Source organism: Streptomyces sp. NBC_01622 (assembly GCF_045209635.1).
Classification (GTDB): Bacteria; Actinomycetota; Actinomycetes; order Streptomycetales; family Streptomycetaceae; genus Streptomyces.
The window spans coordinates 8,887,950-8,912,687 of the sequence record NZ_CP109293.1 but is presented as its reverse complement, the minus strand read 5'-3'; the positions used below and the strand labels follow the sequence as shown (position 1 = coordinate 8,912,687).

The following is a 24,738-nucleotide window of genomic DNA, read 5'->3' as shown; positions in this document are numbered from 1 at the left end:
GACCGCCGCCGTCGTTCGTCACAGTCGGCGCTGCGCGGCTCAACGGTCCGCTTCGAGCGCCTCCAGGTCCTCGTCCTCGTCGAGATCCGCGTCGAGGTCGGGATCGAGTTCGTCCTCGATTCCCTCCTCGATCTCCGCCCCGGGCTCGTCCACCTCGTCGAGGTCGTCCAGTTCGTCGTCGATCTCGTCGTCGAAGACCGCGCTGACGTCGAAGCGGCACACCACCCGCTGGGGGTCGACCTGCTCGAAGGGGGCCTCCAGCCAGGCGCCGGGTTCGGCCGCTTCGTCGGCCGCGGTCACCCACAGCGTGGAGTCGCCCTCCTCGAGGCCGAACTCCTTGGGCCGGGAGGCGATCTCGTCGGCCTCGAACTCGTCGAAGAGGATGCCGAGCGCGCCGTGGATCGTGCCGGAGGCCTCCGTGCCGGTGCCGTCGCCGACCGCCGCCTCGACCCGCTGCGCCTGGGCGAGCAGCCGCTGCGGCTCCGCCACGGCGTAGTCGCGACGGATCAGCACGCTCACCGCGTTCGGCTCCTCGGGGCCGGTGTACGGGGGCAGGGAGTCGTCGGTACCGGGGATCTCGAAAGGCGTGACCTCGTCATAACGGTCGTAGAGCAGCTCGTCGTAGACCTCGGCCGCCGCGGCGAGCTGGTTGAACGCCTCGTAGACGGCCGGGTCGTCCTCCCCCGACCGGCCTTCGACCGCGGCCAGGTGGCGGTCGAGCGCGGTCTTTACCGCCTCGGCGGCGGCGCGTACCTCGGCAGCGGTGGGCTGCGCAGCATCAGACATAGTGCAGACGCTATCCGTACCGGGGCTCTGCCCGCACAATAGATGCGATGCCGGAATACGAATTTGTCGACGTGTACGTACCGCGCGGGGTCTCCCGCAAGGACGCCACACGTCTACTGACGGACCACGCCGAGTACGGACACTGGGAATTGGACCGACTGAGCCTGCTGCGCGACGGCAGCCGCAGGGTGCGGCTGCGCCGGCGGATCATCCGCCAGGTGCGTGCCACGTGGTGAGCTGAGTCGGGCGAAACGGAGCGGGCCCCGGCTGTGCGGGGCCCCTCCGTCGCGCAGATCACAGGTTCCCGTGCGCTCGATCCAGGCGCTACGCCATGGCCTTCGCCCTGCGGTAGAGCGCGGCGCCCGCGAGCAGCGCGCCCGCTCCGACCGGCAGCGCGAGGCCCAGCGGCACATCGCCGCCGGTGTGCGCGAGCTGCGGGGCGCCCTGGGACTGGACGGCGGACCGCGCAGCGCCGGGCTGGGTGACGTGCGCGGCGCCGGTCGGCGTGTGACCGCCCGCGCCCGGCGAGATACCGCCCGGCGAACCGGGGTGAGCGGGGGCGCCCGGGTGGGTGGGAGTTGCGGGGTGACCGGGAGTTCCGGGGTGACCGGGAGTTCCGGGGTGGCCCGGAGTGCCCGGGTGGCCCGGTGTCCCCGGCGGGGTCGTCCCGTGGCCGCCGCCCGGAGGCGTGCAGTGGTGACCGCCACCCCCGTGGTGACCGCCACCCCCGTGATGGCCACCGCCGCCGTTCTCGCCCCCGCCACCGTGGTGACCGCCGCCGCCCGGAGGCGTCCCGTGGTGGTGGCCGCCGTCGTGCCAACCGCCGCCGTTGGCGCAGTCGTTGCCGGTGACGGCGTTGCCGATGCCGATGACGTCGACGCTGTTGCCGCACACGTTCACCGGCACGTCGATCGGTACCTGGACGTGGTTGCCCGAGCCGACGCCGGGCGAGCCGGAGGTGTGTCCGCCGGCGTACGAGCCCCCTGAGCCGCCGTGCGCGCCGTGTCCGCCGGAGCCCCCGTGCCCACCTGAGCCGCCGTAACCGCCGGAGTTGCCGTAACCCCCCGAACCCCCGTTGCCGTGCCCGCTGCCGCCGCCCTGGTTGGCGCACTTGTTGCCGACCGCCGGGTTGAGGATCCCGACCACGTTCACGGTGTTGCCGCAGACGTTGACCGGCACATGCACCGGTGCCTGCACGGTGTTGCCGGACAGTACGCCGGGCGAGTCCGAAGCGGAGCCGCTCGCGCCCGAGTCGGCGTGGGCGACACCGCCCACGGCGGCGATCACCCCGGTCGCGGCCGCCATGGTCATCAAGCTCTTTCGAGTGACCTGTCGCATTGCTGAATTCCCCCTGCCTTCATTCCTGACTGAAATTCCTCGCGCGACTTCTCGAACGATTTCCCGCTCGGTTTCTCGCGCAAAGACCCGTCGGCCCCGGAGCGCATGGCGCACGCTCCGGGGCCGAGGACGTGGTCACCCCTCAGTGGGGCGACGTCACTTGTTGATGCAGGTGTTGCCGAAGGCGGGGTTCAGCAGACCGATCACCGAGATCGTGTTGCCGCACACGTTCACCGGGACGTGCACGGGAACCTGGATGACGTTGCCGGAAACGACACCCGGGGAGTGCACGGCGGCACCCTGAGCGCCCGAGTCGGCGACGGCCAGGCCCGCTCCCGCGAGAACCAGGCCACCGGTGGCAGCCGCAGCGGCGACGACCTTCTTGATCATTATTCCTCCTTGTTGGCAAAAGCGATCTCGTGTTGCCGATCGCATCACCTGTAACGAGGAGGGAGTAATGGAGCTACGAGCTTATGAGCACATTCACTCGTCCCAGTCGCCTACCGCACGCGCGGTCGAATTCAGGCGTCAACCGGTGTCACCCGGCGTCTCACGACGCGTCGATGAACCGGTCCAGCACCCGCACCCCGAACCTCAACCCCTCCACCGGCACCCGCTCGTCCACGCCGTGGAACATGCCCGCGAAGTCCAGCTCCGGCGGCAGCTTGAGCGGGGCGAAGCCGAAGCCGCGGATGCCGAGGTCGTCGAAGGACTTGGCGTCCGTACCGCCGGAGAGCATGTACGGAACGGCCTTCGCGGTCGGGTCCTCGGCGAGCAGCGAGGACTGCATGGCCTCGACCAGCGCGCCGTCGAAGGAGGTCTCCAGCGCCTTGTCCGAGTGCACGTCCTCGCGCTTGACCTTGGGGCCGAGGATCCGGTCGAGGTCGGCGAGGAACTCCTCCTCGTGGCCCGGCAGGAAGCGCCCGTCGATGTTCGCGGTGGCCTCGCCGGGGATGACGTTGACTTTGTAACCGGCGTTCAGCTGCGTCGGGTTGGCGGTGTTGCTGAGGGTCGCGCCGATGAGCTTGGCGATGCCGCCGAGCCGCTTGAGGGTCGACTCCATGTCCTCCGGGTCGAGCGGGGTGCCGAGCGCGTCGCCGAGTTCGTCGAGGAAGGCCCGGGTCGTCTTGGTGACCCGCACCGGGAACTTGTGCCGGCCCACCCGGGCGACGGCCTCGGACAGCTCGGTGATCGCGTTGTCCCGGTGGATCATCGACCCGTGCCCTGCCGTACCGGCGACGGTCAGCTTCAGCCAGTGCATGCCCTTCTCTGCCGTCTGGATCAGATAGAGCCGCCGCTCCTCGCTCACCGTGAACGAGAACCCGCCGACCTCGCTGATGCCCTCGGTGACGCCCTCGAACAGGTCGGGGTGGTTGTCGACGAGGTGCCGCGCCCCGTACGTACCGCCCGCCTCCTCGTCCGCGAGGAAGGCGACCACGATGTCGCGCGGGGGCCGGCGCCCGCTGCGCAGCCGGTCGCGGACGACCGCCAGGGTCATCGCGTCCATGTCCTTCATGTCGACCGCGCCGCGCCCCCACACGCACCCGTCCGCGACCTCGCCGGAGAAGGGGTGGTGGGTCCAGTCCGCCGCGTTCGCCGGTACGACGTCCAGGTGGCCGTGGATGAGGAGCGCGGGCCGGGACGGGTCCGTGCCCTCGATCCGGGCGACCGTGGAGGCGCGTCCCGGGTGCGACTCGAAGATCTGGGGTTCGAGGCCCACCTCGGCGAGCTGCTCGGCGACGTACTCGGCCGCCTTGCGCTCCCCCGGGCCCGAGTGGTCGCCGTAGTTGCTGGTGTCGAACCGGATCAGCTCGCGGCAGAGGTCCACGACCTCGTCCTCGCCGGTGACGCCCTTGGCCGTGCCCGTGTCGCTCACGCTGCTTCCTCCCACTGTCACTGCTGGTGGTCCTGTCCCTCATCCTCTCTCTCCCCGGCCCGCACCCCAAGGGCGGTCCGGGCCCGTCACACGCCGTTCACGCGGGAGGCGGGCGGGAACAGGGGGTGATCGGCCACCCCTGGAAGCCTGGTAATGTTTCCTTCGTCGCCGCGGGGAAACCACGCGCGACAGACACCTTGTCCGGGTGGCGGAATGGCAGACGCGCTAGCTTGAGGTGCTAGTGCCCTTTATCGGGCGTGGGGGTTCAAGTCCCCCCTCGGACACCAGCTGAGACCCCACACTTTGTGTGGGGTTTCTTGCGTTCCAGGATCTTGCGTTCCAGGACTGTGGCGGTACGACGTTCAGTCGGATGCCAACGTGAGGGTGGCGATGTAGTCGGTCACCGTGTCGGACGGGGCGGTGTCGGTGAGCTGCCAGCCGGTTCCGTTGGCCAGCTCGGCGAGTTCGCGGGGGGCCAGGCACAGGTAGTCGAACCAGGGGGTGGTCACGTCGCCGTAGCGGATCCGCAGGGTGCGCTGACCGGCGATACGGCCCGCGCGCAGGTTCCGCCGGTTGTAGAGCAGCTGCCGCGGGTCCTGGGAGTCGGTCATGTTGTGGCCCTGGCCGATGACGACGGCACCGGGTGCGGCCATCGCGGCCAGGGCGCGCAGGAACCGGGGCGCCCGCTCCCGGTTTTCCAGGAGGCCCAGGTTGGCGCCGAGCAGCAGGAAGGTGTCGTAGCGCGCCCCGGACCCGGCGTGTTCGTCGACCGTGCCGTGGACCAGTGACTGCACGCCTTGCCGCCGGCACACCTCCACCGCGCCGGCCGAGACGTCCAGCGCGGTGACGTCATGACCGCGCTCCATGAGGACGCGCGCGGCGCGTCCGCCGCCGGCACCGATGTCCAGGACCCGGTGGCCCTTGACCAGGTCCAGCGCTTGGCGGTCCTCGTCGGGCCACTCGTCGATCGGTGCGAGCCAGGAGGTGAGGGGAGCCGATTTCACGAAGCCGTCGTCGCGTTCGATGATCTGCAGGACCGGGGCCGTATCCGGGTCCGCGGCGGCCTGGTGGGCGGCGAGCAACAGGTCCCCGATCGCGTCACCGGTCCGGGGGCCCTGGCGGTCTCCGGGGTCCTCAGGGTCCAGAGGTTGGCCGGATTCACCGCCGGTGGCAGCCGTGACGGCGGAGGTGTTCATCCGGTCTCCTCGGTCAGCACGGGTGGCACGGCGACCGTCCCGGCGGGCTCGGTGAGCGGCCGGAAGGTGGCCAGCAGCATCAGCACGGTCCCGGCGGCGCACCAGGCGCCGATGACGGTCGGGGTCGGCAGGCGCTCGCTGAGTGCGCCCGTGATCAGGATCGCCGCTCCCTGCGCGAGCTGCACGCCGCCGTTCATCACGCCGAAGGCCCGGGCCCGGTATTCGTGGGCGAGCGCCTGCTTGAACAGGGTCTGGGCAGCCGGCAGCAACAGCGCCATGGCTATCCCGGAGACGGTGACCACGACCACCACCACGACCAGTGGCGGGTTGAGCAGCGCGGGAACCAGAACCACCGGTGCCAGGACGGCCAGCGGGCGCATCAGCAGGGTCCGGACCCGGGGCGACAGCAGACGGTTCAGGACCAGGCCGCCGATGGCGACGCCGAGCGGGTTGGCGGCCATGATCAGGCCCTGGGTCCTGCCGCCGCCGCCGAGGTCGGACGCCCAGGCGGCGGCCAGGCCCTCCGGGACGATCACGAAGGTCACCACGCCGAAGGTGATGATCGCGATCGCGCGCAGCAGCGGGTCGCCGAACACCACCGCGTATCCCTGGCCCGTCTCGCGCCACAGGCCGGTGCGGCGGGCGGCCGTCAGCGTCGCGGGACGTTTGCGGACGTACAGGCGCAGCAGCAGCGCCGAACCGACGAACGTGAGGGCGTTCAGCGCCAGCGCCACCTGTGGGCTGTATCCGGCGATCACTCCGCCGAGCGCGTACCCGGCGACCTGCGCGGCGTGCAGGACGGAGTTGTTGAGGGCCAGGGCCAGCGGATACCGGTCGCCGGTCAGGATCTGCGGGAGCTGGGCGGAGCGGGCCGCCTCGAACGGCGGCGACGCCAGCCCGCCGGCCAGCAGCAGCACGAAGAGGACCGGGATCGGCATGCCCGGAATCGCGACCAGTCCGATGAGTACCGCGCGGATCAGATCGCAGGAGATCATCATCGTGCGTGCGGGGTACCGTTCCGCGACCGCGGCGAGCACGGGGCCCGCGAGCAGCCAGGGCAGATACCCGACGGCGAACGCGGCGCCGGAGGCCAGCGCCGAACTGGTCCGCTCGTACACCAGCAGGGTGACTGCGGCCTTGCACAGATAGTCCCCGGTCCAGGACAGCGCACTCGCGACGAACACCGCACGGTATTCCGTCACCGCCCACAGCATCCGATAGCCCACCGGCCGGTCGGCTGCCACCAGACGAATCCCCTTCCTCGCTGCGAGAGACCCGGTGCAAGGCGGCGACCCGCGACCGGAGTCGATTCATTCGCCATTTAGCCTCATGGTTGTCCCGTGTGACAACCCCCGACTTCATCGACTCGTGTGCGAACGCAGAGGGTTAACAGGGGAGTTGGCCGAATCTCATTCCGGGATTGTCCGATCGACGACTTATGTGGCACGCCGCCCCGCCGGAGGCCTTCGGCCCGATCCCTCCGAAGCGACGGGAAGCCCTCGCCGGTTTTGTGGGGGATGTCTCCCTGGATCAGAAGATCACCAGGTCAGAGCGTTGCCGGTTGCTTACGGAGCGCCTCCGTTCGGCTCCCCCGAGTGGCCGCCGGGAGACCTGGAGCCTAGCGTCGTACTAAAATTTCCGGCTTGTTACGGAACGGAGCTGGAGCTGGACAACCCCAGGCAGACCTGCGGGCCCGCCAGCGCCCCGGAAGTTACCGGGCTTGAGACGCGAGGACCGATGGCAGCCATACACGAGAGCAGTGCTCTCGGCCTGCTCGACGAAGAGATCCGCACCCAGTTCGGCGATACGGCTCGTTTCTCCGCGGCACCCGCCGCCTCGCCCCGCACGCTCGTCGACATCTTCGACGCCTCGGTGCGCTCGTATCCCGACGAGCTCGCCCTGGACGACGGCACCGTCCGCCTCACCTACCGCGCGCTGGCCGTCGAGGTCGAGACCCTGCGCCGCACCCTGGCCGCCGCCGGTGTCGGCCTCGGCGACCGGGTCGGCGTGCGCGTCCCGTCCGGGACCAACGACCTCTACATCGCGATCCTCGCCGTCCTCGCCGCCGGCGCCGCCTATGTCCCCGTCGACGCCGAGGACCCGGACGAGCGGGCCGAGCTGGTGTTCGGCGAGGCCGACGTGCGGGCCGTGATCGGTGCCGAGCACGCACTGACCGTGCTCGGTCACAGCGACGCCCCGGCCGCCCGGCCCGGCATCGAGCAGGACGCGTGGATCATCTTCACCTCCGGCTCCACCGGCAAGCCCAAGGGCGTCGCCGTCTCGCACCGCAGCGCGGCGGCCTTCGTGGACGCCGAGGCGGCACTGTTCCTCACCGACGACCCCATCGGTCCGGGTGACAGGGTCATGGCGGGCCTGTCCGTGGCCTTCGACGCGTCCTGCGAGGAGATGTGGCTGGCCTGGCGCTACGGCGCCTGCCTGGTGCCCGTGCCGCGCTCCCAGGTCCGCAGCGGCGCCGACCTCGGCCCCTGGCTGGTGGACCAGGACATCAGCGTCGTCTCGACCGTGCCGACCCTGGCCTCCCTGTGGGAGCCCGAGGCGCTGAACGACGTACGCCTGCTGATCTTCGGCGGTGAGGCCTGCCCGCCCGAACTGGTGCAGCGGCTGGTCACCGAGGGCCGCGAGGTCTGGAACACCTACGGCCCGACCGAGGCGACCGTCGTGGCCTGCGCCTCCCTGATGACCGGTGACGAGCCGATCCGCATCGGACTCCCCCTGAACGGCTGGGAGTTGGCCGTCGTCGACGAGGCCGGGGTGCCCGTACCGATGGGCGGCAGCGGCCAGTTGGTGATCGGCGGGGTCGGTCTCGCCCGGTACCTCGATCCCGAGAAGGACGCCGAGAAGTACGCGCCCCTCGAATCGCTCGGCTGGGAACGGGCGTACCGCAGCGGCGACTTGGTCAAGGCCGAGCCCGAAGGCCTGATTTTCCTCGGCCGGGCCGACGAGCAGATCAAACTCGGCGGACGCCGGATCGAGTTGGGCGAGGTCGACGCGGCCCTCCAGGCACTGCCCGGAGTCGCGGGCGCGGCCGCCGCCGTACGAACTGCCCGCAGCGGCAACCAACTTCTCGTCGGCTATGTCGTCACCCAGGAGGGCTGGGACCAGCCCTCCGCCGTCGAGAAGCTGCGCGCCGAACTGCCCGCCGCCCTCGTCCCGTTGATCGCCCCGGTCCAGGACCTCCCGACCCGCACCTCCGGCAAGGTCGACCGAAACGCACTGCCGTGGCCGCTCGAAGGCCTGGAGACCGGCGGCGCCAAGGAGCAGCTCTACGGCACGGAGGCCTGGCTCGCCGAGCAGTGGGCCGAGGTCCTGGGCATCCCCGTGGGCAGCGCGGCCGACGACTTCTTCGCGATCGGCGGCAGCAGCCTGGCAGCCGCCCAGCTCACGACACGGCTGCGCACCCGTTACCCGAGCGCGGCCGTCCTCGACATCTACCAGCAGCCCACGCTCCGCAAGCTGGCCCGGCACCTGGAGGACTCGGCGCAGGGCGACGGCACGGCACGGGTGATCGCCCCGGTGCCGACGCGCGCCAAGGTGATCCAACTCCTCGCGCTGGTCCCCCTGTTCACCCTGGCCGGCCTGCGCTGGACAGTGGCCCTGGCCGCGCTCGGCAACGTACTGGGCGGCTACGCCTGGCTGCCCACCGCCTCGTGGTGGCTGGTCGCCGTCGGCGCCCTGCTGCTCTTCAGCCCGCCCGGCCGACTGGCGATCGCGGCGGGCGGTGCGCGCCTGCTGCTGCGTGGCGTGAAGCCGGGACGCTACGACCGTGGCGGCAGCGTCCATCTGCGGCTGTGGGCGGCGGAGCGGCTGGCCGAGTTCAGCGGGGCGACCTCGCTGACCGGCTCCTGGCTGGAGCGGTACGCGCGCGCCCTCGGCGCCAAGGTCGGCCCGGACGTCGACCTGCACTCCCTGCCGCCGGTCACCGGCATGCTCAAGCTGGGCCGGGGTGCCGCCGTCGAGTCCGAGGTGGACCTCTCCGGCTACTGGCTGGACGGCGACCGTCTGGAGGTCGGCCCGGTCAAGGTCGGCGCGCACGCCGTCGTCGGCACGCGCAGCATGCTGTTCCCCGGCGCCCGGGTGGGCAAGCGGGCCGAGGTGGCGCCGGGTTCGGCCGTCACCGGCACCGTCCCGACCGGCCAGCGCTGGGCGGGCGCGCCCGCCGTCAAGCTCGGCAAGGCCAAGCGCAACTGGCCCAAGCAGCGCCCGCAGCGGGGCACGTACTGGCGCGTGATGTACGGCATGACGGGCTTCGCGCTCACCATGCTCCCGGTGGTCGCCGGAGCCGTCGCGCTCTTGGTGACCAGCCTGTTCGTGGTACCGGGCGACGGTCTCGGCGAGGCCCTGCGGGGCGCGTCCCTGGCCCTGGTCCCGGCGACGCTCGCCTTCGGGCTGACGTACGCGCTGCTGATTCTGATAGGTGTACGGCTGCTCAGCCTCGGCCTGCGCGAGGGCACGCACCCCACGCACAGCCGCATCGGCTGGCAGGCGTGGACTGTCACGCAGCTGATGGACCTCTCCCGCGAGACCCTGTTCCCGCTGTACGCCGGGCTCGTCACTCCGGTGTGGCTGCGGCTGCTCGGGATGCGGATCGGGCGGGGCGCCGAGGTGTCGACCGTGCTCGCGCTGCCGAGCCTGACGACCGTCGGTGAGGGTGCCTTCCTGGCGGACGACACGTTGACCGCGCCGTACGAACTCGGTGGTGGCTGGGTGCACATCGGGCGGGCCGAGATCGGGCGGCGGGCGTTCCTCGGGAACTCCGGGATGACCGCGCCCGGGCGGAGCGTGCCGGACGGCGGGCTCGTCGGGGTGCTGTCGGCGACGCCGAAGAAGGCGAAGAAGGGCACGTCGTACCTGGGGCTGCCGCCGGTGAAGCTGCCGCGGAGCACGAGCGGCGGCGACCAGAGCCGGACCTACGACCCGCCGGCCCGGCTACTGTGGGCGCGCGGGCTGGTCGAGCTGTGCCGGATCGTGCCGGTGTTCTGCTCGGCGGGCCTGGCCGTGCTGACGGTGGCGGCGCTGTGCGCGCTGGGTGTGTGGGCGCCGCTGTTGTCGGGGCTCGTGCTGCTGGCGGTGGGCGCTGCGGCCGGTCTGATCTCGATCGTGGCCAAGTGGACCCTCGTGGGGCGGCACCGCGGTGCCGAGCACCCACTGTGGAGCGGTTACGTGTGGCGCAACGAACTGGCGGACACCTTCGTCGAGGTCGTCGCGGTGCCGTGGCTGGCTGGTTCCGTGCCGGGCACTCCGGTGCTGACGGCCTGGCTGCGCGGGCTCGGCGCGCACATCGGCAAGGGCGTCTGGGTGGAGAGCTACTGGCTGCCCGAGACCGACCTGGTGACCCTGGAGGACGCCTCGACGGTGAACCGCGGCTGTGTGCTCCAGACCCACCTCTTCCACGACCGGATCTTGCGGACGGATACTGTGGTCCTCCGTGAGGGCGCGACGCTGGGTCCTGGCGGAATCGTCCTGCCCGGCAGCGAGGTCGGGGCGCGCACCACTCTGGGCCCCGCATCGCTCGTGATGGCGGCGGAGTCCGTTCCGGACGACACCCGCTGGCTGGGCAATCCGATCGAGTCATGGCGATCCTGAACACGGGTCGCGAGGCGTCGGCTTCGGAGGGCGGTGCACGGGTACGAGATACGAGCACAGCGCAGGGAGCAGACGCAGCAGTGACCGTTCAGCAGGCGGCGGGTCCGGACCCGTATTTCCCGGCAAACGGCGATGCCCGCTACCGGGTGCACCGCTATGAGCTGGCGCTGGACTACCGCCCCGGCCCGAACCGTCTCTCCGGCACGGCGCGTATCAACGCCATAGCGGGCCGTGCTCCGCTGCCCGAATTCCAGCTGAACCTGGGCGACTTCAAGATCGGCCGGATCCGGGTGGACGGCCGCCAGCCGCACTACACGCACCGCGGCGGCCGGCTGCGCATCAGGCCCGCGAAGCCGCTGCGGGCCGGTGCCGCGTTCACCGTCGAGGTGCACTGGTCGGGCAACCCCAAGCCGGTCGCCAGCCCCTGGGGCGGCCTCGGCTGGGAGGAGCTGACGGACGGCGCGCTGGTGGCGAGCCAGCCGATCGGGGCGCCGTCCTGGTACCCGTGCAACGACCGGCCCGCGGACAAGGCGTCGTACCAGATCTCGATCACGACGCCGTCGGCATACGCGGTGGTGGCAGGCGGCAGACTCCTGACGCGCACGACGAAGGCCTCGACGACCACGTGGGTGTACGAACAGTCGGCGCCGACGTCGAGTTATCTCGTCGGGCTGTCGATCGGGAAGTACCAGACGGTGCTGCTGGGCGACCCGGGTCTGGGCGGAGTCCCGCAGCACGGACACATCCCGTCGGACCTACTCCCGGAATTCTCAAGGGACTTCGCGCGGCAGCCCGCGATGATGGAGCTGTTCCAGGAGCTGTTCGGCCCGTACCCCTTCGACGAGTACGCGGTCGTGGTGACGGAGGAGGAACTCGATGTCCCCGTCGAGGCACAGGGGTTGTCGCTGTTCGGCGCCAACCACGTTGACGGGGCCCGGGGTTCGGAACGGCTCGTCGCGCACGAGCTGGCCCATCAGTGGTTCGGCAACAGCGTCTCCATCGCCGACTGGCGGCACATCTGGCTGAACGAGGGCCTCGCCAAGTACGCGGAATGGCTGTGGTCCGAGCGCTCCGGCGGCCGCACCGCCCACCAACACGCCGCCGCCGCACACCGGTTGCTCTCCACCCTCCCCCAGGACCTGCGCCTCGCCCACCCCGGCCGCAAGTCCATGTTCGACGACCGCCTCTACGAACGCGGCGGCGTCACCGTCCACGCGGTGCGCTGCGCGCTGGGCGACATCGCGTTCTTCCGCATGCTGCGGAGTTGGGCGAGCGTGCACCGCAATGGCACGGTGACTACGGCGACGTTCACGTCTCATGCGTCCCGGTTCAGCTCGGAGCCCTTGGATCAGCTCTTCGAGGCGTGGGTGTATGGGACGCGGCTGCCGCCGATGCCTTCGGCTGAGACGGGGATCGCGGTCTGAGTTGTCGAGTCCGTTGCGAGTGGGGAACTGACGGAGTATCAAGTGACTTCACGGGGGTGAGGTCATGGCGTCAGCATGGGCCCGGCTGTTCGCAGAGACAGGTGAGTGGCTGGAGGTCTACGGGGAGACCGAGCCGCAGTCCATTCCGCTGGAGCGGATCTTCGCCAGGGAGAATCACCAAGACCATCCCTTCACGGCGAATCTGTACGTCTGGGCGCTCGGGTACACCGGGGATGCACCGCCGCACCTGAGGGTCCAGCTGCTATTCCCGGCCGTGGGCAGTTGGCGGGTGAAGGACCTCCAGGCGGTCGTCTATCACCTGCCACCGGTCAAGGATGAGCGGGCATGGCGATCCACTCTGGCTGAGGACCTGCACACGGCCGCACCCGTCGTGAAGGCGGTCGGTGAGGTCACGGCAGCCGCCGGCAACTTCCCGGTACTCGCCATGGCAGCGGCCGTCGCCGCCCACCTGACCGCGCGCAGCGCGCCTCAGATGCCGAGACACGAGTGGTACGTCAGGAGGGTCCACCACAAGGTCGAGGAGACCCCGTACATGGGGGTCGAGTGGATCCTCCCGCCGAGGTTCGTGAAGCAGATCGGCACCCGGGTCACCGGTGCCCTGCTGGTGCAGTTCATCAAGGCAACACCTGCCGAAGGTGCGCCAGAGAACACGGAACCGCAGCTTCTCGCCTGCGCGACACTCGCCCGCAAATGGCTCCGATTCACGCGGTCGAGCGTCGATCTGGCCTACGCGGCCCTGCCTCTCAGCGTCACCCCGGCACAATGGTCCCCATGCCCCGACCCACCCCCTGCCCCTGCGGCCTCCCCACCCCCTACGACAACTGCTGCGGCCGCTACCACTCAGGCACCGCCGCCGCCCCCACCGCCGAGGCGTTGATGCGCTCGCGCTACAGCGCCTTCGTGCGGTTGGACGCGCCGTATCTGCTGCGCAGTTGGCATCCGAGGACGCGTCCCGCCGCGCCCCTCGATCTGGACCCGGGGATGCGGTGGACGGGGCTGGAGATTCTGGAGACGAGCGGTGGGTCGGCGTTTCACTCGGCGGGGACCGTGACATTCCGGGCGTCCTACAAGGGCGGCTCGATCCATGAGCGGAGTCGGTTCGAGCGGGTCGACGGGGCGTGGGTGTACGTCGACGGGGAGTTCCTGGAGTAGGTCGACTACGGGGCCAGGATGTCCAGTTCCTGGAGGGCGCCGATCGTGATCTCGCGGGTCAGGGTCTCCGCGCGGACCGCGTCGCCCTCGCGGACCGCCTCCGCGACCTGGACGTGGAGGGTGACGGCGGCCGGGTCGGGGTCCTCGAACATGACCTCGTGGTGGGTGCGGCCGGCCAGGACCTCGGTGACGACGTCGCCGAGGCGGGCGAACATCTCGTTGCCGGAGGCGGCGAGGATCACCCGATGGAAGGCCACGTCGTGGACGAGGTAGGCCTCCAGTTTGTGGCCGCGTGAGTTGGCCACCATGCCGATCGCGCACTCGGTGAGTTCCGCGCACTGCTCCGCCGTGGCGAACTTGGCCGCGAGGCCCGCCGCGATCGGCTCGACCGCGGAGCGCAGCACCGTGAGTGAGCGCAGTTGGTGCGGGCGGTCGGCGCCGGCCAGGCGCCAGCGGATGACCTGTGGGTCGTAGACATTCCACTCGGCCTTGGGGCGGACGGTGACGCCCACTCGGCGGCGGGACTCGACCAGGTGCATGGATTCGAGGACGCGGACCGCCTCGCGCATCACGGAGCGGGACACCTCGAAGTCCTTGGCGAGCTCGTCCGTGCGCAGGACGCTGCCCGGCGGGTACTCACCCGCGGTGATGGCGGGGCCGAGGGAGTCGAGTACACGGCCGTGCAACCCGCGGCCCGGAGTGGTCATGCACTCAGCGTACGGGTCGCGTCACCGAACCAAAAAGTCAGACTTATATGTCACAGACTCTTGAATTCGTCGTACCTAATCGGTTTCAGTGGGTTCGACATCAGGTGTCGACGGAGACAGTGAGGCAGCGATGCGTACCCCCCATGTCGTCGTGGTGATGGGCGTAGCGGGCACCGGGAAGACCACCATCGGTCCCCTGCTCGCGGCCCGGCTCGGCGTGCCGTACGCCGAGGGCGACGACTTCCACCCGCAGGCCAACATCGCCAAGATGTCGGCCGGGCATCCGCTGACGGACGAGGACCGGTGGCCGTGGCTGGACGCCATCGGCTCCTGGGCGCACGGGCGGGCGGGGCTCGGCGGAGTGGTCAGCAGCTCGGCGCTGAAGCGGTCGTACCGCGACCGGTTGCGGGCCGCCGCCCCCGGGGTCGTCTTCGTGCATCTCACCGGCGACCGCGCGCTCGTCGAGGACCGGATGGCGCACCGGCACGGGCACTTCATGCCGACCGCCCTGCTCGACTCCCAGTTCGCCACGCTCCAGCCGCTGGAGGCCGACGAGGCGGGTGTCGCCGTGGACGTCACGGGCAGCCCGGAGCAGATCGCCGAACGGGCGATGACCGCACTGGAGCAGGTCCCCGAGCCGACCGTCTGACACCTGACGCCTGTAATCCCCTCCCCCTTCCCTCCGTATCCGCAAGGAATCCACCGTGACCAGACTCGGCGTCGAGATGCTGGCAGCGGACCCCGTCGAGCCCATCACCTCGGCCGGCCACGCACAGCTGGGCATAGCCGTACTGGCGGGCATCGCCGTCATCGTCCTGCTCATCACCAAGTTCAAGATGCACGCCTTCCTGGCGCTGACCATCGGCTCGCTCGCGCTCGGTGCGTTCGCCGGGGCGCCGCTGGACAAGGCCATCACCAGCTTCACCACCGGACTCGGTTCGACCGTCGCCGGTGTGGGTGTGCTGATCGCGCTGGGCGCGATCCTCGGCAAGCTGCTCGCCGACTCCGGCGGCGCGGACCAGATCGTCGACACGATCCTCGCGAAGGCGAGCCCCCGGTCCATGCCGTGGGCGATGGTGCTGATCGCCTCCGTGATCGGGCTGCCGCTGTTCTTCGAGGTCGGCATCGTGCTGCTGATCCCGGTCGTACTGATGGTCGCCAAGCGCGGCAACTACTCGCTCATGCGGATCGGTATCCCGGCGCTCGCCGGTCTGTCCGTCATGCACGGCCTCATTCCGCCGCACCCCGGGCCGCTCGTCGCCGTCGACGCCGTCGAGGCCAACCTCGGGCTGACCCTCGCGCTCGGCGTACTGGTCGCGATCCCGACCGTCATCATCGCGGGGCCGCTGTTCTCGAAGGTCGCCGCCCGCTGGGTGGACGTCCAGGCGCCGGACCGCATGCTCCCGCAGCGCCCCTCCGAGGACCTGGAGAACCGTCCCGGCTTCGGCGCGACCCTCGCCACGATCCTGCTGCCGGTCGTGCTGATGCTCTCCAAGGCGCTGGTCGACATCATCGTCGACGACCCCGAGCACACCGTTCAGCGCGTCTTCGACGTCATCGGCTCCCCGCTGATCGCGCTGCTCGCGGCCGTGATCGTCGGGATGTTCACGCTGGGCCGCCCGGCCGGCTTCACCAAGGAGCGGTTGTCCTCGACCGTCGAGAAGGGGCTGATGCCGATCGCGGGCATCCTGCTCATCGTCGGCGCGGGCGGCGGCTTCAAGCAGACGCTGATCGACTCCGGCGTAGGCCAGATGATCCTGGACATCTCCAAGGACTGGTCGATCCCGGCGCTGCTGCTCGCCTGGCTGATCGCGGTGGCGATCCGGCTGGCGACCGGTTCGGCGACGGTGGCCACCATCTCGGCGGCCGGTCTGGTCGCGCCGCTGGCCGCAGACATGTCGAGCACCCACACCGCCCTCCTCGTGCTGGCGATCGGTGCGGGCTCGGTCTTCTTCAGCCATGTCAACGACGCCGGATTCTGGCTGGTGAAGGAGTACTTCGGCCTGAGCGTCGGCCAGACCCTCAAGACCTGGTCCGTCATGGAGACGATCATCTCGGTGGTCGCCGGCGGACTGGTCCTCCTCCTCTCGCTGATCATCTAGGGGTACGGGAATGAGTCATCCTCTCTTCGACATCAGTGGCCGTACGGCCCTGGTCACCGGTTCCAGCCGGGGCATCGGACTCGCCCTCGCCCGGGGCCTGTTGGAGGCCGGCTGCACGGTCGTCCTGAACGGCCGGGACGGCGAACGGCTCACCAAGGCCACCGCCGAACTGTCCGGCGATGTCCACACGGCGGCCTTCGACGTCACCGACGGCCCGTCAGTAGCCGCTGGAATAGCCGACGTTGAGGAGCGGGTCGGCCCGCTGGACATCCTGGTCAACAACGCGGGCATGCAACTGCGCGCCCCGCTTCTGGAGTTCACCGACTCCGACTGGCACCGCATCATCGACACCAACCTCACCAGCGCGTTTCTGGTCGGCCGTGAGACGGCCCGGCGGATGACGGAACGCGGCCACGGGAAGGTCATCAACATCTGCTCGCTGCAGAGCGAGGTGGTCCGCCCCGGCATCGCGCCCTATGCGGCCACCAAGGGCGCCCTGAAGATGCTCACCAAGGGCATGTGCGCCGACTGGGGTCCGTCCGGCGTCCAGGTCAACGGCCTGGGCCCCGGCTACATCGAGACGGAACTGACCCAACCCCTCGTCCAGGACGAGGAGTTCAGCGCCTGGGTGCGCAAGCGGACCCCGGCAGGCCGCTGGGGCACCACGCAGGACCTGGTGGGCGGGGTGCTGTTCCTGGCGTCGCCCGCCGCGGACTTCGTGAGCGGACAGGTGCTGTACGTCGACGGCGGTATGACGAGCGTGCTGTGAAAGGGGACATCATCGTGCCGGACATGCTGGGTTGTGTGATCCACGGTCAGGACGACCTGCGGGTCGAGGAGTTGCCGGTCCCCGAGCCCGGCCCCGGCCAGGCCCTGGTCGCCGTCCGCTACGGCGGCGTCTGCGGCTCCGACCTCCACTACTGGCGCCACGGCGGCGTCGGCGACTTCCGCCTCAAGGAACCGATGCTGCTCGGCCACGAGGTGGTCGGCACGGTCCTGTCCTACGGCCCCGGAGGCTCAGGTCCCGGCCCCGGTACGGCAGTTGCCGTGCACCCGGCCAGCCCGTGCGGGGTCTGCCCAGAGTGCGCGGAAGGGCGGCGCAACGTGTGCCGGGACACCGCGTATCTGGGCAGCGCGGCCCGCTTTCCGCACGTACAGGGCGGATTCGCGGCCCAAGTCACCGTCCCCGCCGACCAGTTGAGGCCGATCCCGGACGGCTTGGAGCTGCGCCGGGCCGCCCTCGCCGAACCGCTCTCCGTCGCCCTGCACGCCGTACGCCGGGCCGGGGACGTGACCGGACGGCGTGTGCTGGTCACCGGCGCGGGTCCGATCGGCTGTCTGGTCGTCGCGGCGGCGAAGGCGGCCGGCGCGGCACACGTCACGGTCACCGATCTGCTCCCGGCGGCGCTGAGTTACGCCACCGCGGCCGGTGCCGACACCGTCGTACGGGCCGATGATCCGGACGACTCCGGGTGGCCGTCGGAGGTCGACGTGGCCATCGAGGCGTCCGGGGTGGCGGCCGGGCTCGACACCTGTCTGCGGCTGGTGCGGCGGGGCGGGGTGGTCGTGCAGCTCGGGATGCTGCCGCCGGGGCAGAGTCCCTTCGCGGGGAATCTGGTGGTCAGCCGGGAGATCGAACTGCGGGGCGCGTTCCGCTTCGACACGGAGTTCGACGACGCGCTCCGACTCCTCGCGGTGGAGCCCGCGTTCGACGCGCTCGTCAGCGCGGTGGTACCGGTCCGGGACGCCGAGTCGGCGTTCACGCTGGCGGCCGACCGGAGCCGGTCCTGCAAGGTGCTGCTGGACTTCGGGGGCTGAGCCGGTCCTGCGAGGTGCTGTTGGGCTTCGCGCCCTGAGTCGAGCCGCGCCGCCGGGCTCGACTCCTGAGCCCGGGCCTCGCGGCCTTGGCGTGCCCTCTGAGCCCAGGCATCGCCCCCCCTGATTCGCCTCCTGAGCCCAGTCGTCGGCCCCTCGGCTTGCCTCCCGAGCATCGATTCGCCCCTGCTCTCGCATCTTGGGCGCATTGCCTTCCCGGGCGCGGCGGCCCGTCCCATCATGAGGGAACCCACTGGGGCCCGCGCGCGGCCACCGGCCCGGCAAGGCAAGCCCGGGGGCGACCGCATCGGGGGCGTCATGGAGGTTTCTCTCGGCGTGCGCATATCGGCGCTGTGTTTCGCGGGGGCGTTGGCCATCGGGACCGCGGCCGCGTGCGGCGGTGGCGACGGGGACAACGCGAGCAAGTCGTCCGGAGGTGGGAGCGACGGGGGCACGAGTGTCGCCGGCGGGACCGCGAACGGAGGGCAGGACGGGGGCGGGACCGGGGACACGGGTGGCACGGGCGGCTCGGGCAGCACCGGCGGTACGGGTGGCAGTACGGGCGGCGGCATGCCCACCTGGAAGGCGCCCGACGGCAACGGTGGCAGTGGAACGAGCGGCTCGGGGAGTTCCGGTGGGTCCGGTGGCTCGGGCGGGTCCAGTGGCTCGGGCGGATCGGGTGGGTCCAACGGGTCCAACGGGTCCAACGGGCCCAGCGGATCGGGTAGTTCGGGTAGTTCGAGCGGTTCGGGTCATACAAGCGGTGGCGGTGGTGGCGGCAGCATAGAAGGCCCCGCCTGGTTACCGCCCGGGCCGCACTCGCCCAACACCGACACGGAGATCGACCCCGAGGTCGTCTACGACCTGCTCGGTGAGAAGCCGGCGAGCTGTGCGGACACCTCCAAGCAGATCCCGGCCGGTCCTCCCAGCGTCGACTGGCGGGTGCTCCGCGGACTCGCCGAGGCATGCAAGGCCGTGCAGGGCCAGGGCGGCGACTGGGATCTCGCGGCCTCGGACTACGCCGCGCTCCAGGGCAGGTTGAAAGGCTGCAAGAGCGGTGCCGCGTACACCGCGCTCGGCGGAATCCTGCGGTTTCACGGACAACACCCTTCCACCACCGTGAAGTTGAAGGCCTCCACACCGGGCGGCGGTGGAGCGGTCTGCCGCTTCCGGATCGGTTCCGTGAAGGCGGGCGCCGACGGCGCGGCCAAGCCGGGCGACACGATCACCGTCACGGTCGGCGACCTCTACTTCGACAAGGTGGAGCTGCTGGGCGGTGCCAGCACGATGACCATCGCCGGTACGCCGGCCGACCTCCCCGGACACGACCCCGACCCCACGACCGAACCACCCGACCAGTTGACCTTCGAGGTCGTCGTCCCGGATCCGGGACCGGGAAGCTACGGGCACAAGGTCGCCGTGAGTCTCTCCCACAACGGGGGAAAGCCGGTGACCCTGAAGAACGCCTTCACCCTCGTCGCTCCCGGCTCCCCCGACGACTCGCCGGTCACCTCCCCGGTGACATCCCCCTCGACCGGCGCCGCCCGCTCCCGGTGAACGCCCCCGCACCGGAACCGCCGGACCCACCGGAGCCGCCAGGCCCACCGATCCCACCGGACCCGCCGAGCCGACCGGACCCACCGCTCCCGCCCGATCCACCGGAGCCGCCCCCCGAACCGCTCCCCACCCCCGGCCCCGGCCCCCCGAAATGGGTCGAGTTCCTCGGCACCGTCGGCTCGCTCCTCTCCCTCCTCACGGCCGTGCTCTTCTACTTCGGCTGGGCCAGCACGGACGCCGAGACACGGGCCCTCGGACTGCGGGACACGCTCTTCCGGTTCTCCACCGCCGACTACCTGCTGCGCAGCGTGGACGCGCTCTACTTCCCGGTGCTCGTGGCGGCAGCCGTGTGGATGGCGGCAGCGGCCCTGCACCACCGGGAGGAGCGCGACCCGGAGCGCACCGCGCGGGTGCTGCGCGTCCTGCGGTACGCCTGGCTGCCGTCGCTCCCGCTGCTCGCCCTCTACTACGTCGCTCCGGGCGCCCTGAATCTCGTCGTCCCGCTGGCGATCCTCGCGGGCGTGCTGCTGAGCGCGTACGCGTACACGCGGCCCGCCGACCGGCGCAGAGCGGCGCGTATCTGGGTGCCGGCCCTGTTGGTCGCCGTCGTCTCACTGTTCTGGGCGGTGTACGCGTACGCGGAGATCGTCGGCCGGGGCCGCGCCGCCGAGACGACCGCCACGGTCGCCGACGGGTTCCCGGCAGTCGTCGTGTTCAGCAAGCAGGATTTGCTGATCCGCGGCGGCGGCAGCTGTGTCTCGGCCGTCGCGGAAAAGGGCAGCCCCTACCACTTCCGGTATGCCGGGCTGCGCCTGTTCCACGTCTCGGGCGACCGCCTGTTCCTCGTACCGCGGTACTGGGCCCCCTGGGACGGCACCCTCTACGTGCTGCGGGACGGGGACCCCGGGCTGCGTGTGGAGTACGTCAGCGGGCACGGCTACCGGGCCGGGGAATGCTGACCGCGCTCACGGCTTCCACAGGGGGTGTTCCCGCTTCGCCCACTCCCTGCTCACCGACCCGGTGCGCAGGCCCGCACGTGCCTCCGGGTCGCCGAGCGCCATGCCGATGTGGCCGCCCAGCACGATGCCGATCGTGAGGGCGAGCCAGTCGTGGACGAAGGTCGCGCTGGTGCGCCACATGATCGGGGTGAGGTGGGTGAACCACATCATCAGGCCCGTGCCGAGCATCACCAGGCTCGCGCCGGCGATCCAGTTGGCGTAGATCTTCTGGCCGGCGTTGAACTTGTCGGCCGGGCGGGCCGATCGGCGTTTGTCGCGCATCAGGGCGCCGCGCAGCCAGACCCGGTCGTGCGGGCCGAAGCGGTTGAGGAAGCCGAGGTTGACGCGGAAGCCCCGGGAGAAGAGGCCGAAGAGGATGGGTACGGGGAGCGCGACCCCGGCCAACTCGTGGATACGGACGACGAGTTGGCGGCGGCCGACGAGTTCGGCGAACTCCGGGATGTAGAGACAGGCCGCCGTGGCCACGCAGATGCCCATCAGCGCGGCTGTCGTCCGGTGCACCCAGCGGTCGGTGCGGCCGAAGCGGCGGACGCGGGACGACGGCTCCGTGGCAGGGGCGTGGGCTTCAGCTCGTAGGGTCATCGTCGCGTCCGTTCGACTTGCCGACCCAGGCGTCGACGTCGTAGCCCCGGTCCTCCCAGTAGCCGGGCTTCACTTGCTCGGTGACCGTGATGCCGGAGAGCCACTTCGCGGACTTGTAGAAGTACATGGGGGCGACGTAGAGGCGGACCGGGCCGCCGTGGTCGTGGCCCAGGGGCTTGTCCTGCATGCGCAGCGCGACCAGGATGTCGGAGCGGCGGGCCTGGTCGAGGGTGAGGCTCTCCGTGTAGGCGCCGTCGAAGCAGGTGAAGCGGACCGCCCCGGCCTTGGCGCGCACTCCCGCGGCGTCCAGGAGCCGGGACAGTCGCACCCCCTCGAAGGGGGTCCCCGGGACCCGCCAGCCGGTGACGCACTGGACGTCCTTGACCAGCCGGGTCTGCGGCATCGCGCGCAGGTCGGCCAGGGTGTAGGTCGCCGGTTTGTCGACCAGGCCGTCGACGGTCAGCCGGTAGTTCTCGGCGTTCCTGTTCGGCACGGACGCGGTGACGGAGTAGTAGCGGAAGCCGCCGCCGTTCGGGAGCAGTCCGGTCAGCCCGGTGGGGTCCTTGCCGGAGACGGCGCCCAGGAACCCGTCCATGCCCTTCTGCAGGACGGGCGCGGACACGACGCCGAGGGCGCCCAGGCCGAGGGTGCCGAGGAGGACACGGCGGCCGATGGGCCGGCCCTGCGCCTCCTGCTCCTCCTCGGTTGGTTCAGGGTTCACGCGTTCATTCGAACACCCGCGACCCCGGCGCGGCCAGGGATCGCGGATGCTCGTCAGACTTCCGTAACCACTTCTTACGTGCTTCTCAGCAACGACAGCTCGCCCACAGGTTCCTACGGTGTCTCCGTGGCCGCCTTGTCCAGCTGGAACGCCTCGTTGCCGAGCCCGATGCGGGCGTGCGCCTCGGGGTTGCGGGAGCGCAGGAACAGGCCCTGGGCCAGGCCGACGAGCACGGCGAGGCCGACGATGCCTGGCAGGATCCAGCTCAGGGACGAGCCGGGGCCCGCGCCCACCAGGACGTCGAAGTCCTTGACGGTGTAGACAGCGATGACGACCAGGGCGATGCCGGACAGCGCGGAGGTGACCAGCCGCCAGGCCTGGGCGCCGGCGGAGCCGCGGCGGGCGAAGAAGACGATCACCGAGAGGGAGGCGGCGGCCATCAGCAGGATCACGCCGAGGGCGCCGATGTTGCCGAACCAGGTGAACAGGTGCAGGACCGGTTCGGTCGGGTCGCCGGTGGGCTTGTCGTCGACGACCGCGAAGACGATCACGATCACGGCGGACACGGCGGTCTGCAGCAGCGAGCCGGTGCCGGGGGCGCCGCTGGAGCCCGTCGTACGGCCGAAGGCGGACGGCAGCAGGCCCTCGCGGCCCATGGCGAAGGCGTACCGGGCGACGACGTTGTGGAAGCTGAGCATGGCCGCGAACATGCCGGTGACGAACAGGACGTGGAGCACGTCGGTGAAGGTGCTGCCGAGCCGGGAATCGGTGAGGTAGAAGAGCAGGCCCGCGCTCTGCTTCTGGGAGACGCCGACGATCTGGGAGGGTCCGGTCGCGACGGTGAGCGCCCAGCAGCTGAGCGCGAAGAAGACGGCGACGCCGCTGACGGCCAGGAACATCACGCGCGGCACCAGGATGTGCGGGCGGCTGGTCTCCTCGGCGTACACCGGGGCCTGTTCGAAGCCGAGGAAGGCGGCGATGCAGAAGCAGAGGGCGGTGCCGACCCCGGCGCCGCTGAGCGTGTCGGGGTTGAAGGCGTGCAGGGACAGGCCCTCCTTGGCGGGGTCGGCGACGGCCGCGATGTCGAAGATGACGACGAGCGCGACCTCGACGATCAGCAGCACGCCGAGCACGCGCGCGTTGACGTCGATCTTCAGCCAGCCGAGCCCGCCGACGACGGCCACGGCCACCAACGCCGGTATCCACCACGCCACTTGGAGGTCGGCGTAGGTGGAGAACAATCCGGATACCTCGAAGCCGAAGATGCCGTAGATGCCGACCTGGAGGGCGTTGTACGCGACCAGTGCCACCAGCGCCGCAGCCGCGCCGGCGGTACCGCCGAGGCCTCGGGAGATGTACGCGTAGAAGGCGCCGGCGTTGTGGACGTGCCGGCTCATCTCGGCGTAGCCGACGCTGAAGAGGACCAGGACGACGCCGAGGAGGACGAAGAGCAGGGGCTGCCCTTCGATGCCCATCACCGCGAATGTGGTGGGCATGACACCCGCGACCACCATGAGGGGCGCGGTCGCCGCGAGCACGGAGAGCAGCAGGCCTCCGGTGCCGAGGCGGTCGGCGCGCAGCGCGCGCTCCTGCCCTCTGAACGTGCTGATGCCGCTGCCGCCGCCGTCCGCGGTGGCGCTGCTCGTGCTGGAACTGCCCGTCGTCATGGCGGGAACGTCCTTTCGGGGTCGCTACGGGTTCGTTGCTACGGTCGCGTTACTTCGCTACGGCGGCGTTGCTACGGTCGCGTTTCATCGCTACCGAGCCGTCGGTACGGGGGCGTTACGTCGTACCGAGCGCATGGTCGCGCGCGGTGCGGAAAGCGGTGAGCGGGTCACGGTCCGGGTAGGACCAGGGGGCCGCGGTCGGGTGGTCCCCGATGCGGTGGAACAGGGCGGCGGCCTCGGCGCTGCGGCCCTCGCAGTACTTGGCGTGGGCAAGGAAGTTGAGGTCGACCAGGCGGCGCGGATGGCCTTCGTGCTCCCACTCCAGCCACCAGTCGAAGGCTGCCTTCATCACCTGCCGGGCCCGGCGGCCGGACCAGTGCCCGGAGGCGGCCGGGTCGGCGGGTTCCAGGCCGGCGGTGGCCAGCACGCGGTACCGCTCCGCGTGCGCGATGACCGGCAGGATGGCGAGCGGGGAGTCGGCGGGGGCCTGTTCGGCGGCCCAGTAGGCGAAGTCGTAGACCTCGTGCAGCGGGTCGAGGCCGGCGGTGGCCCGGCGCTCGGCCAGCCTGGCGACCATCAGGTGGTGGGCGTGGTGGTGGTCGGCGTGCCGGTGGCGGACCTCGTCGAAGAGCTGGACGACGCCCTCGTCGGTGCCGAGGCTGTGCTCCAGGAGGAGCATTCCGAGCCAGGGCGTCGGATCGGCGGGCACGCGGGCCGCCGCTGTACGGCAGGCGTCGCGGGCCCGGACGGGCTTCTCCTTGCCGGCCAGTACGCGCTGGACCATGGCGAGGGCGAGCAGTACGGAGGCGTCGGCGGACTCGGGCTCGGCGAGCAGCCAGTCACGGGCCCAGGCGGTGGTGTAGGACTCCAGAGCGAGGACGGTGACCCGGTGGGCGCGCAGATCCCACTCGTCGCCCGTCCGGGCGAGCAGGCCGCGCACCGCCTGCCAGCGTCCCTGGGCCAACGCGGCGCGCGCGGCGACGAGTTCTCCGTCGTCGAGGGCGGCGTCGAATGCCTGGGCCGCACGTTTGTGGCGGCGTCCGAGGGGTGGCGGGGGTGGGGACACCCGGGTATTCCTCACGATCCTCACGCGACGCTGTGGGACATCGGCGTGCCATCGGCCGATCACGCACAGCAAACCCCCAGCCAACACTTCACGTCAAGTGCCGAA

General features: G+C 70.8%; 22 protein-coding genes and 1 tRNA gene. 11 read left to right on the top strand and 12 right to left on the bottom strand.

Going from position 1 to position 24,738, the window contains the following annotated elements; genetic code table 11:
- Positions 1 to 39: 39 nt before the first annotated feature.
- The gene (locus OH768_RS41330) at positions 40 to 786 is read right to left on the bottom strand and encodes a hypothetical protein (protein ID WP_406461557.1); all 747 of its coding nucleotides are present in this window, start codon (positions 784 to 786) and stop codon (positions 40 to 42) included.
- 47 nt (positions 787 to 833) lie between these two features.
- Here OH768_RS41330 and OH768_RS41325 point away from each other — a divergent pair, with 47 nt between their 5' ends.
- Entirely contained in the window at positions 834 to 1,022 is a 189-nt protein-coding gene (locus tag OH768_RS41325) for a DUF5703 family protein (protein WP_005485166.1), read from the top strand.
- A gap of 88 nt (positions 1,023 to 1,110) precedes the next feature.
- Here OH768_RS41325 and OH768_RS41320 read toward each other — a convergent pair whose 3' ends face one another.
- The 3 genes from OH768_RS41320 to OH768_RS41310 all read right to left on the bottom strand — a co-directional run bounded on the left by OH768_RS41320 (position 1,111) and on the right by OH768_RS41310 (position 4,000).
- Positions 1,111 to 2,124 carry a chaplin gene (locus OH768_RS41320; protein ID WP_406461555.1) on the bottom strand — a complete coding sequence of 338 codons (1,014 nt, stop codon included), beginning with the start codon at positions 2,122 to 2,124 and terminating at the stop codon, positions 1,111 to 1,113.
- A 156-nt stretch (positions 2,125 to 2,280) separates the two neighbouring features.
- Positions 2,281 to 2,514, bottom strand: a complete 234-nt coding sequence (chpH, locus tag OH768_RS41315) for a chaplin ChpH (protein WP_019066065.1) — start codon at positions 2,512 to 2,514, stop codon at positions 2,281 to 2,283.
- A gap of 160 nt (positions 2,515 to 2,674) precedes the next feature.
- Positions 2,675 to 4,000, bottom strand: coding sequence for a M20/M25/M40 family metallo-hydrolase (locus OH768_RS41310; protein ID WP_406461553.1), 1,326 nt, complete (start codon positions 3,998 to 4,000; stop codon positions 2,675 to 2,677).
- A 199-nt stretch (positions 4,001 to 4,199) separates the two neighbouring features.
- On the opposite strand from OH768_RS41310, the gene OH768_RS41305 reads away from it, so the two are divergent.
- Positions 4,200 to 4,287 (top strand) — tRNA-Leu (locus tag OH768_RS41305).
- A 75-nt stretch (positions 4,288 to 4,362) separates the two neighbouring features.
- On the opposite strand, the gene OH768_RS41300 is transcribed toward OH768_RS41305, so the two are convergent.
- Together OH768_RS41300 and OH768_RS41295 are read right to left on the bottom strand one after the other, a co-directional pair.
- Positions 4,363 to 5,196: a class I SAM-dependent methyltransferase gene (locus OH768_RS41300; protein WP_406461552.1), complete on the bottom strand. Its 834-nt coding sequence runs from the start codon at positions 5,194 to 5,196 to the stop codon at positions 4,363 to 4,365.
- The gene (locus tag OH768_RS41295) at positions 5,193 to 6,440 is read right to left on the bottom strand and encodes an MFS transporter (protein WP_406461551.1); all 1,248 of its coding nucleotides are present in this window, start codon (positions 6,438 to 6,440) and stop codon (positions 5,193 to 5,195) included. The genes OH768_RS41300 and OH768_RS41295 overlap by 4 nt, the downstream gene beginning before the upstream one ends.
- 493 nt (positions 6,441 to 6,933) lie before the next feature.
- Here OH768_RS41295 and OH768_RS41290 point away from each other — a divergent pair, with 493 nt between their 5' ends.
- On the top strand, positions 6,934 to 10,800 hold the full coding sequence (locus OH768_RS41290) for a Pls/PosA family non-ribosomal peptide synthetase (RefSeq protein ID WP_406461549.1): 3,867 nt from the start codon (positions 6,934 to 6,936) through the stop codon (positions 10,798 to 10,800).
- An 80-nt stretch (positions 10,801 to 10,880) separates the two neighbouring features.
- A complete protein-coding gene (locus OH768_RS41285) occupies positions 10,881 to 12,224 on the top strand; it encodes a M1 family metallopeptidase (protein WP_406461548.1) in 1,344 nt (447 codons plus the stop codon).
- A gap of 489 nt (positions 12,225 to 12,713) precedes the next feature.
- Here OH768_RS41285 and OH768_RS41280 read toward each other — a convergent pair whose 3' ends face one another.
- Entirely contained in the window at positions 12,714 to 12,860 is a 147-nt protein-coding gene (locus OH768_RS41280) for a hypothetical protein (protein ID WP_406461546.1), read from the bottom strand.
- Positions 12,861 to 13,016: 156 nt separating this feature from the next.
- On the opposite strand from OH768_RS41280, the gene OH768_RS41275 reads away from it, so the two are divergent.
- Positions 13,017 to 13,397 carry a YchJ family protein gene (locus tag OH768_RS41275; protein WP_406461544.1) on the top strand — a complete coding sequence of 127 codons (381 nt, stop codon included), beginning with the start codon at positions 13,017 to 13,019 and terminating at the stop codon, positions 13,395 to 13,397.
- Positions 13,398 to 13,402: 5 nt separating this feature from the next.
- Here the strand turns inward: OH768_RS41275 and OH768_RS41270 are convergent, their stop codons facing one another.
- Positions 13,403 to 14,104 (bottom strand): FadR/GntR family transcriptional regulator, encoded by a 702-nt coding sequence (locus tag OH768_RS41270; protein ID WP_406461543.1) that lies wholly within the window; start codon positions 14,102 to 14,104, stop codon positions 13,403 to 13,405.
- Positions 14,105 to 14,234: 130 nt separating this feature from the next.
- Between OH768_RS41270 and OH768_RS41265 the strand changes: the two genes are divergently transcribed.
- The 6 genes from OH768_RS41265 (at position 14,235) to OH768_RS41240 (ending at position 20,537) form a co-directional block, all read left to right on the top strand.
- A complete protein-coding gene (locus OH768_RS41265; RefSeq protein WP_406461541.1) occupies positions 14,235 to 14,753 on the top strand; it encodes a gluconokinase in 519 nt (172 codons plus the stop codon).
- A gap of 55 nt (positions 14,754 to 14,808) precedes the next feature.
- A complete protein-coding gene (locus tag OH768_RS41260) occupies positions 14,809 to 16,206 on the top strand; it encodes a gluconate:H+ symporter (RefSeq protein ID WP_406461539.1) in 1,398 nt (465 codons plus the stop codon).
- Positions 16,207 to 16,216: 10 nt separating this feature from the next.
- Positions 16,217 to 16,975, top strand: coding sequence for an SDR family oxidoreductase (locus tag OH768_RS41255; RefSeq protein WP_406461538.1), 759 nt, complete (start codon positions 16,217 to 16,219; stop codon positions 16,973 to 16,975).
- A gap of 23 nt (positions 16,976 to 16,998) precedes the next feature.
- Positions 16,999 to 18,024 carry an L-idonate 5-dehydrogenase gene (locus OH768_RS41250; protein ID WP_406465662.1) on the top strand — a complete coding sequence of 342 codons (1,026 nt, stop codon included), beginning with the start codon at positions 16,999 to 17,001 and terminating at the stop codon, positions 18,022 to 18,024.
- A 315-nt stretch (positions 18,025 to 18,339) separates the two neighbouring features.
- Positions 18,340 to 19,578 carry a hypothetical protein gene (locus OH768_RS41245; protein ID WP_406461537.1) on the top strand — a complete coding sequence of 413 codons (1,239 nt, stop codon included), beginning with the start codon at positions 18,340 to 18,342 and terminating at the stop codon, positions 19,576 to 19,578.
- Positions 19,579 to 19,781: 203 nt separating this feature from the next.
- Positions 19,782 to 20,537 (top strand): hypothetical protein, encoded by a 756-nt coding sequence (locus OH768_RS41240; RefSeq protein ID WP_406461536.1) that lies wholly within the window; start codon positions 19,782 to 19,784, stop codon positions 20,535 to 20,537.
- Positions 20,538 to 20,543: 6 nt separating this feature from the next.
- Here the strand turns inward: OH768_RS41240 and OH768_RS41235 are convergent, their stop codons facing one another.
- The 4 genes from OH768_RS41235 to OH768_RS41220 form a co-directional block, all read right to left on the bottom strand.
- Positions 20,544 to 21,179, bottom strand: a complete 636-nt coding sequence (locus OH768_RS41235; RefSeq protein WP_406461534.1) for a cytochrome b/b6 domain-containing protein — start codon at positions 21,177 to 21,179, stop codon at positions 20,544 to 20,546.
- On the bottom strand, positions 21,163 to 21,900 hold the full coding sequence (locus tag OH768_RS41230; protein WP_406461533.1) for a molybdopterin-dependent oxidoreductase: 738 nt from the start codon (positions 21,898 to 21,900) through the stop codon (positions 21,163 to 21,165). Before OH768_RS41230 ends, OH768_RS41235 begins: the two co-directional genes overlap by 17 nt.
- 113 nt (positions 21,901 to 22,013) lie before the next feature.
- Entirely contained in the window at positions 22,014 to 23,567 is a 1,554-nt protein-coding gene (locus OH768_RS41225; RefSeq protein WP_406461531.1) for an APC family permease, read from the bottom strand.
- 115 nt (positions 23,568 to 23,682) lie between these two features.
- Positions 23,683 to 24,633 carry a hypothetical protein gene (locus tag OH768_RS41220; RefSeq protein ID WP_406461529.1) on the bottom strand — a complete coding sequence of 317 codons (951 nt, stop codon included), beginning with the start codon at positions 24,631 to 24,633 and terminating at the stop codon, positions 23,683 to 23,685.
- Positions 24,634 to 24,738 lie beyond the last annotated feature (105 nt).

What these genes read in the sequence shown, in the direction of transcription:
- OH768_RS41330 (WP_406461557.1), bottom strand. Translation starts at nt 786, where the DNA reads ATGTCTGATGCTGCGCAGCCCACCGCTGCCGAGGTACGCGCCGCCGCC.
- OH768_RS41325 (WP_005485166.1), top strand. Translation starts at nt 834, where the DNA reads ATGCCGGAATACGAATTTGTCGACGTGTACGTACCGCGCGGGGTCTCC.
- OH768_RS41320 (WP_406461555.1), bottom strand. Translation starts at nt 2,124, where the DNA reads ATGCGACAGGTCACTCGAAAGAGCTTGATGACCATGGCGGCCGCGACC.
- chpH (WP_019066065.1), bottom strand. Translation starts at nt 2,514, where the DNA reads ATGATCAAGAAGGTCGTCGCCGCTGCGGCTGCCACCGGTGGCCTGGTT.
- OH768_RS41300 (WP_406461552.1), bottom strand. Translation starts at nt 5,196, where the DNA reads ATGAACACCTCCGCCGTCACGGCTGCCACCGGCGGTGAATCCGGCCAA.
- OH768_RS41290 (WP_406461549.1), top strand. Translation starts at nt 6,934, where the DNA reads ATGGCAGCCATACACGAGAGCAGTGCTCTCGGCCTGCTCGACGAAGAG.
- OH768_RS41280 (WP_406461546.1), bottom strand. Translation starts at nt 12,860, where the DNA reads ATGAACTGCACCAGCAGGGCACCGGTGACCCGGGTGCCGATCTGCTTC.
- OH768_RS41275 (WP_406461544.1), top strand. Translation starts at nt 13,017, where the DNA reads ATGCCCCGACCCACCCCCTGCCCCTGCGGCCTCCCCACCCCCTACGAC.
- OH768_RS41270 (WP_406461543.1), bottom strand. Translation starts at nt 14,104, where the DNA reads ATGACCACTCCGGGCCGCGGGTTGCACGGCCGTGTACTCGACTCCCTC.
- OH768_RS41265 (WP_406461541.1), top strand. Translation starts at nt 14,235, where the DNA reads ATGCGTACCCCCCATGTCGTCGTGGTGATGGGCGTAGCGGGCACCGGG.
- OH768_RS41255 (WP_406461538.1), top strand. Translation starts at nt 16,217, where the DNA reads ATGAGTCATCCTCTCTTCGACATCAGTGGCCGTACGGCCCTGGTCACC.
- OH768_RS41250 (WP_406465662.1), top strand. Translation starts at nt 16,999, where the DNA reads ATGCTGGGTTGTGTGATCCACGGTCAGGACGACCTGCGGGTCGAGGAG.
- OH768_RS41245 (WP_406461537.1), top strand. Translation starts at nt 18,340, where the DNA reads ATGGAGGTTTCTCTCGGCGTGCGCATATCGGCGCTGTGTTTCGCGGGG.
- OH768_RS41235 (WP_406461534.1), bottom strand. Translation starts at nt 21,179, where the DNA reads ATGACCCTACGAGCTGAAGCCCACGCCCCTGCCACGGAGCCGTCGTCC.
- OH768_RS41225 (WP_406461531.1), bottom strand. Translation starts at nt 23,567, where the DNA reads ATGACGACGGGCAGTTCCAGCACGAGCAGCGCCACCGCGGACGGCGGC.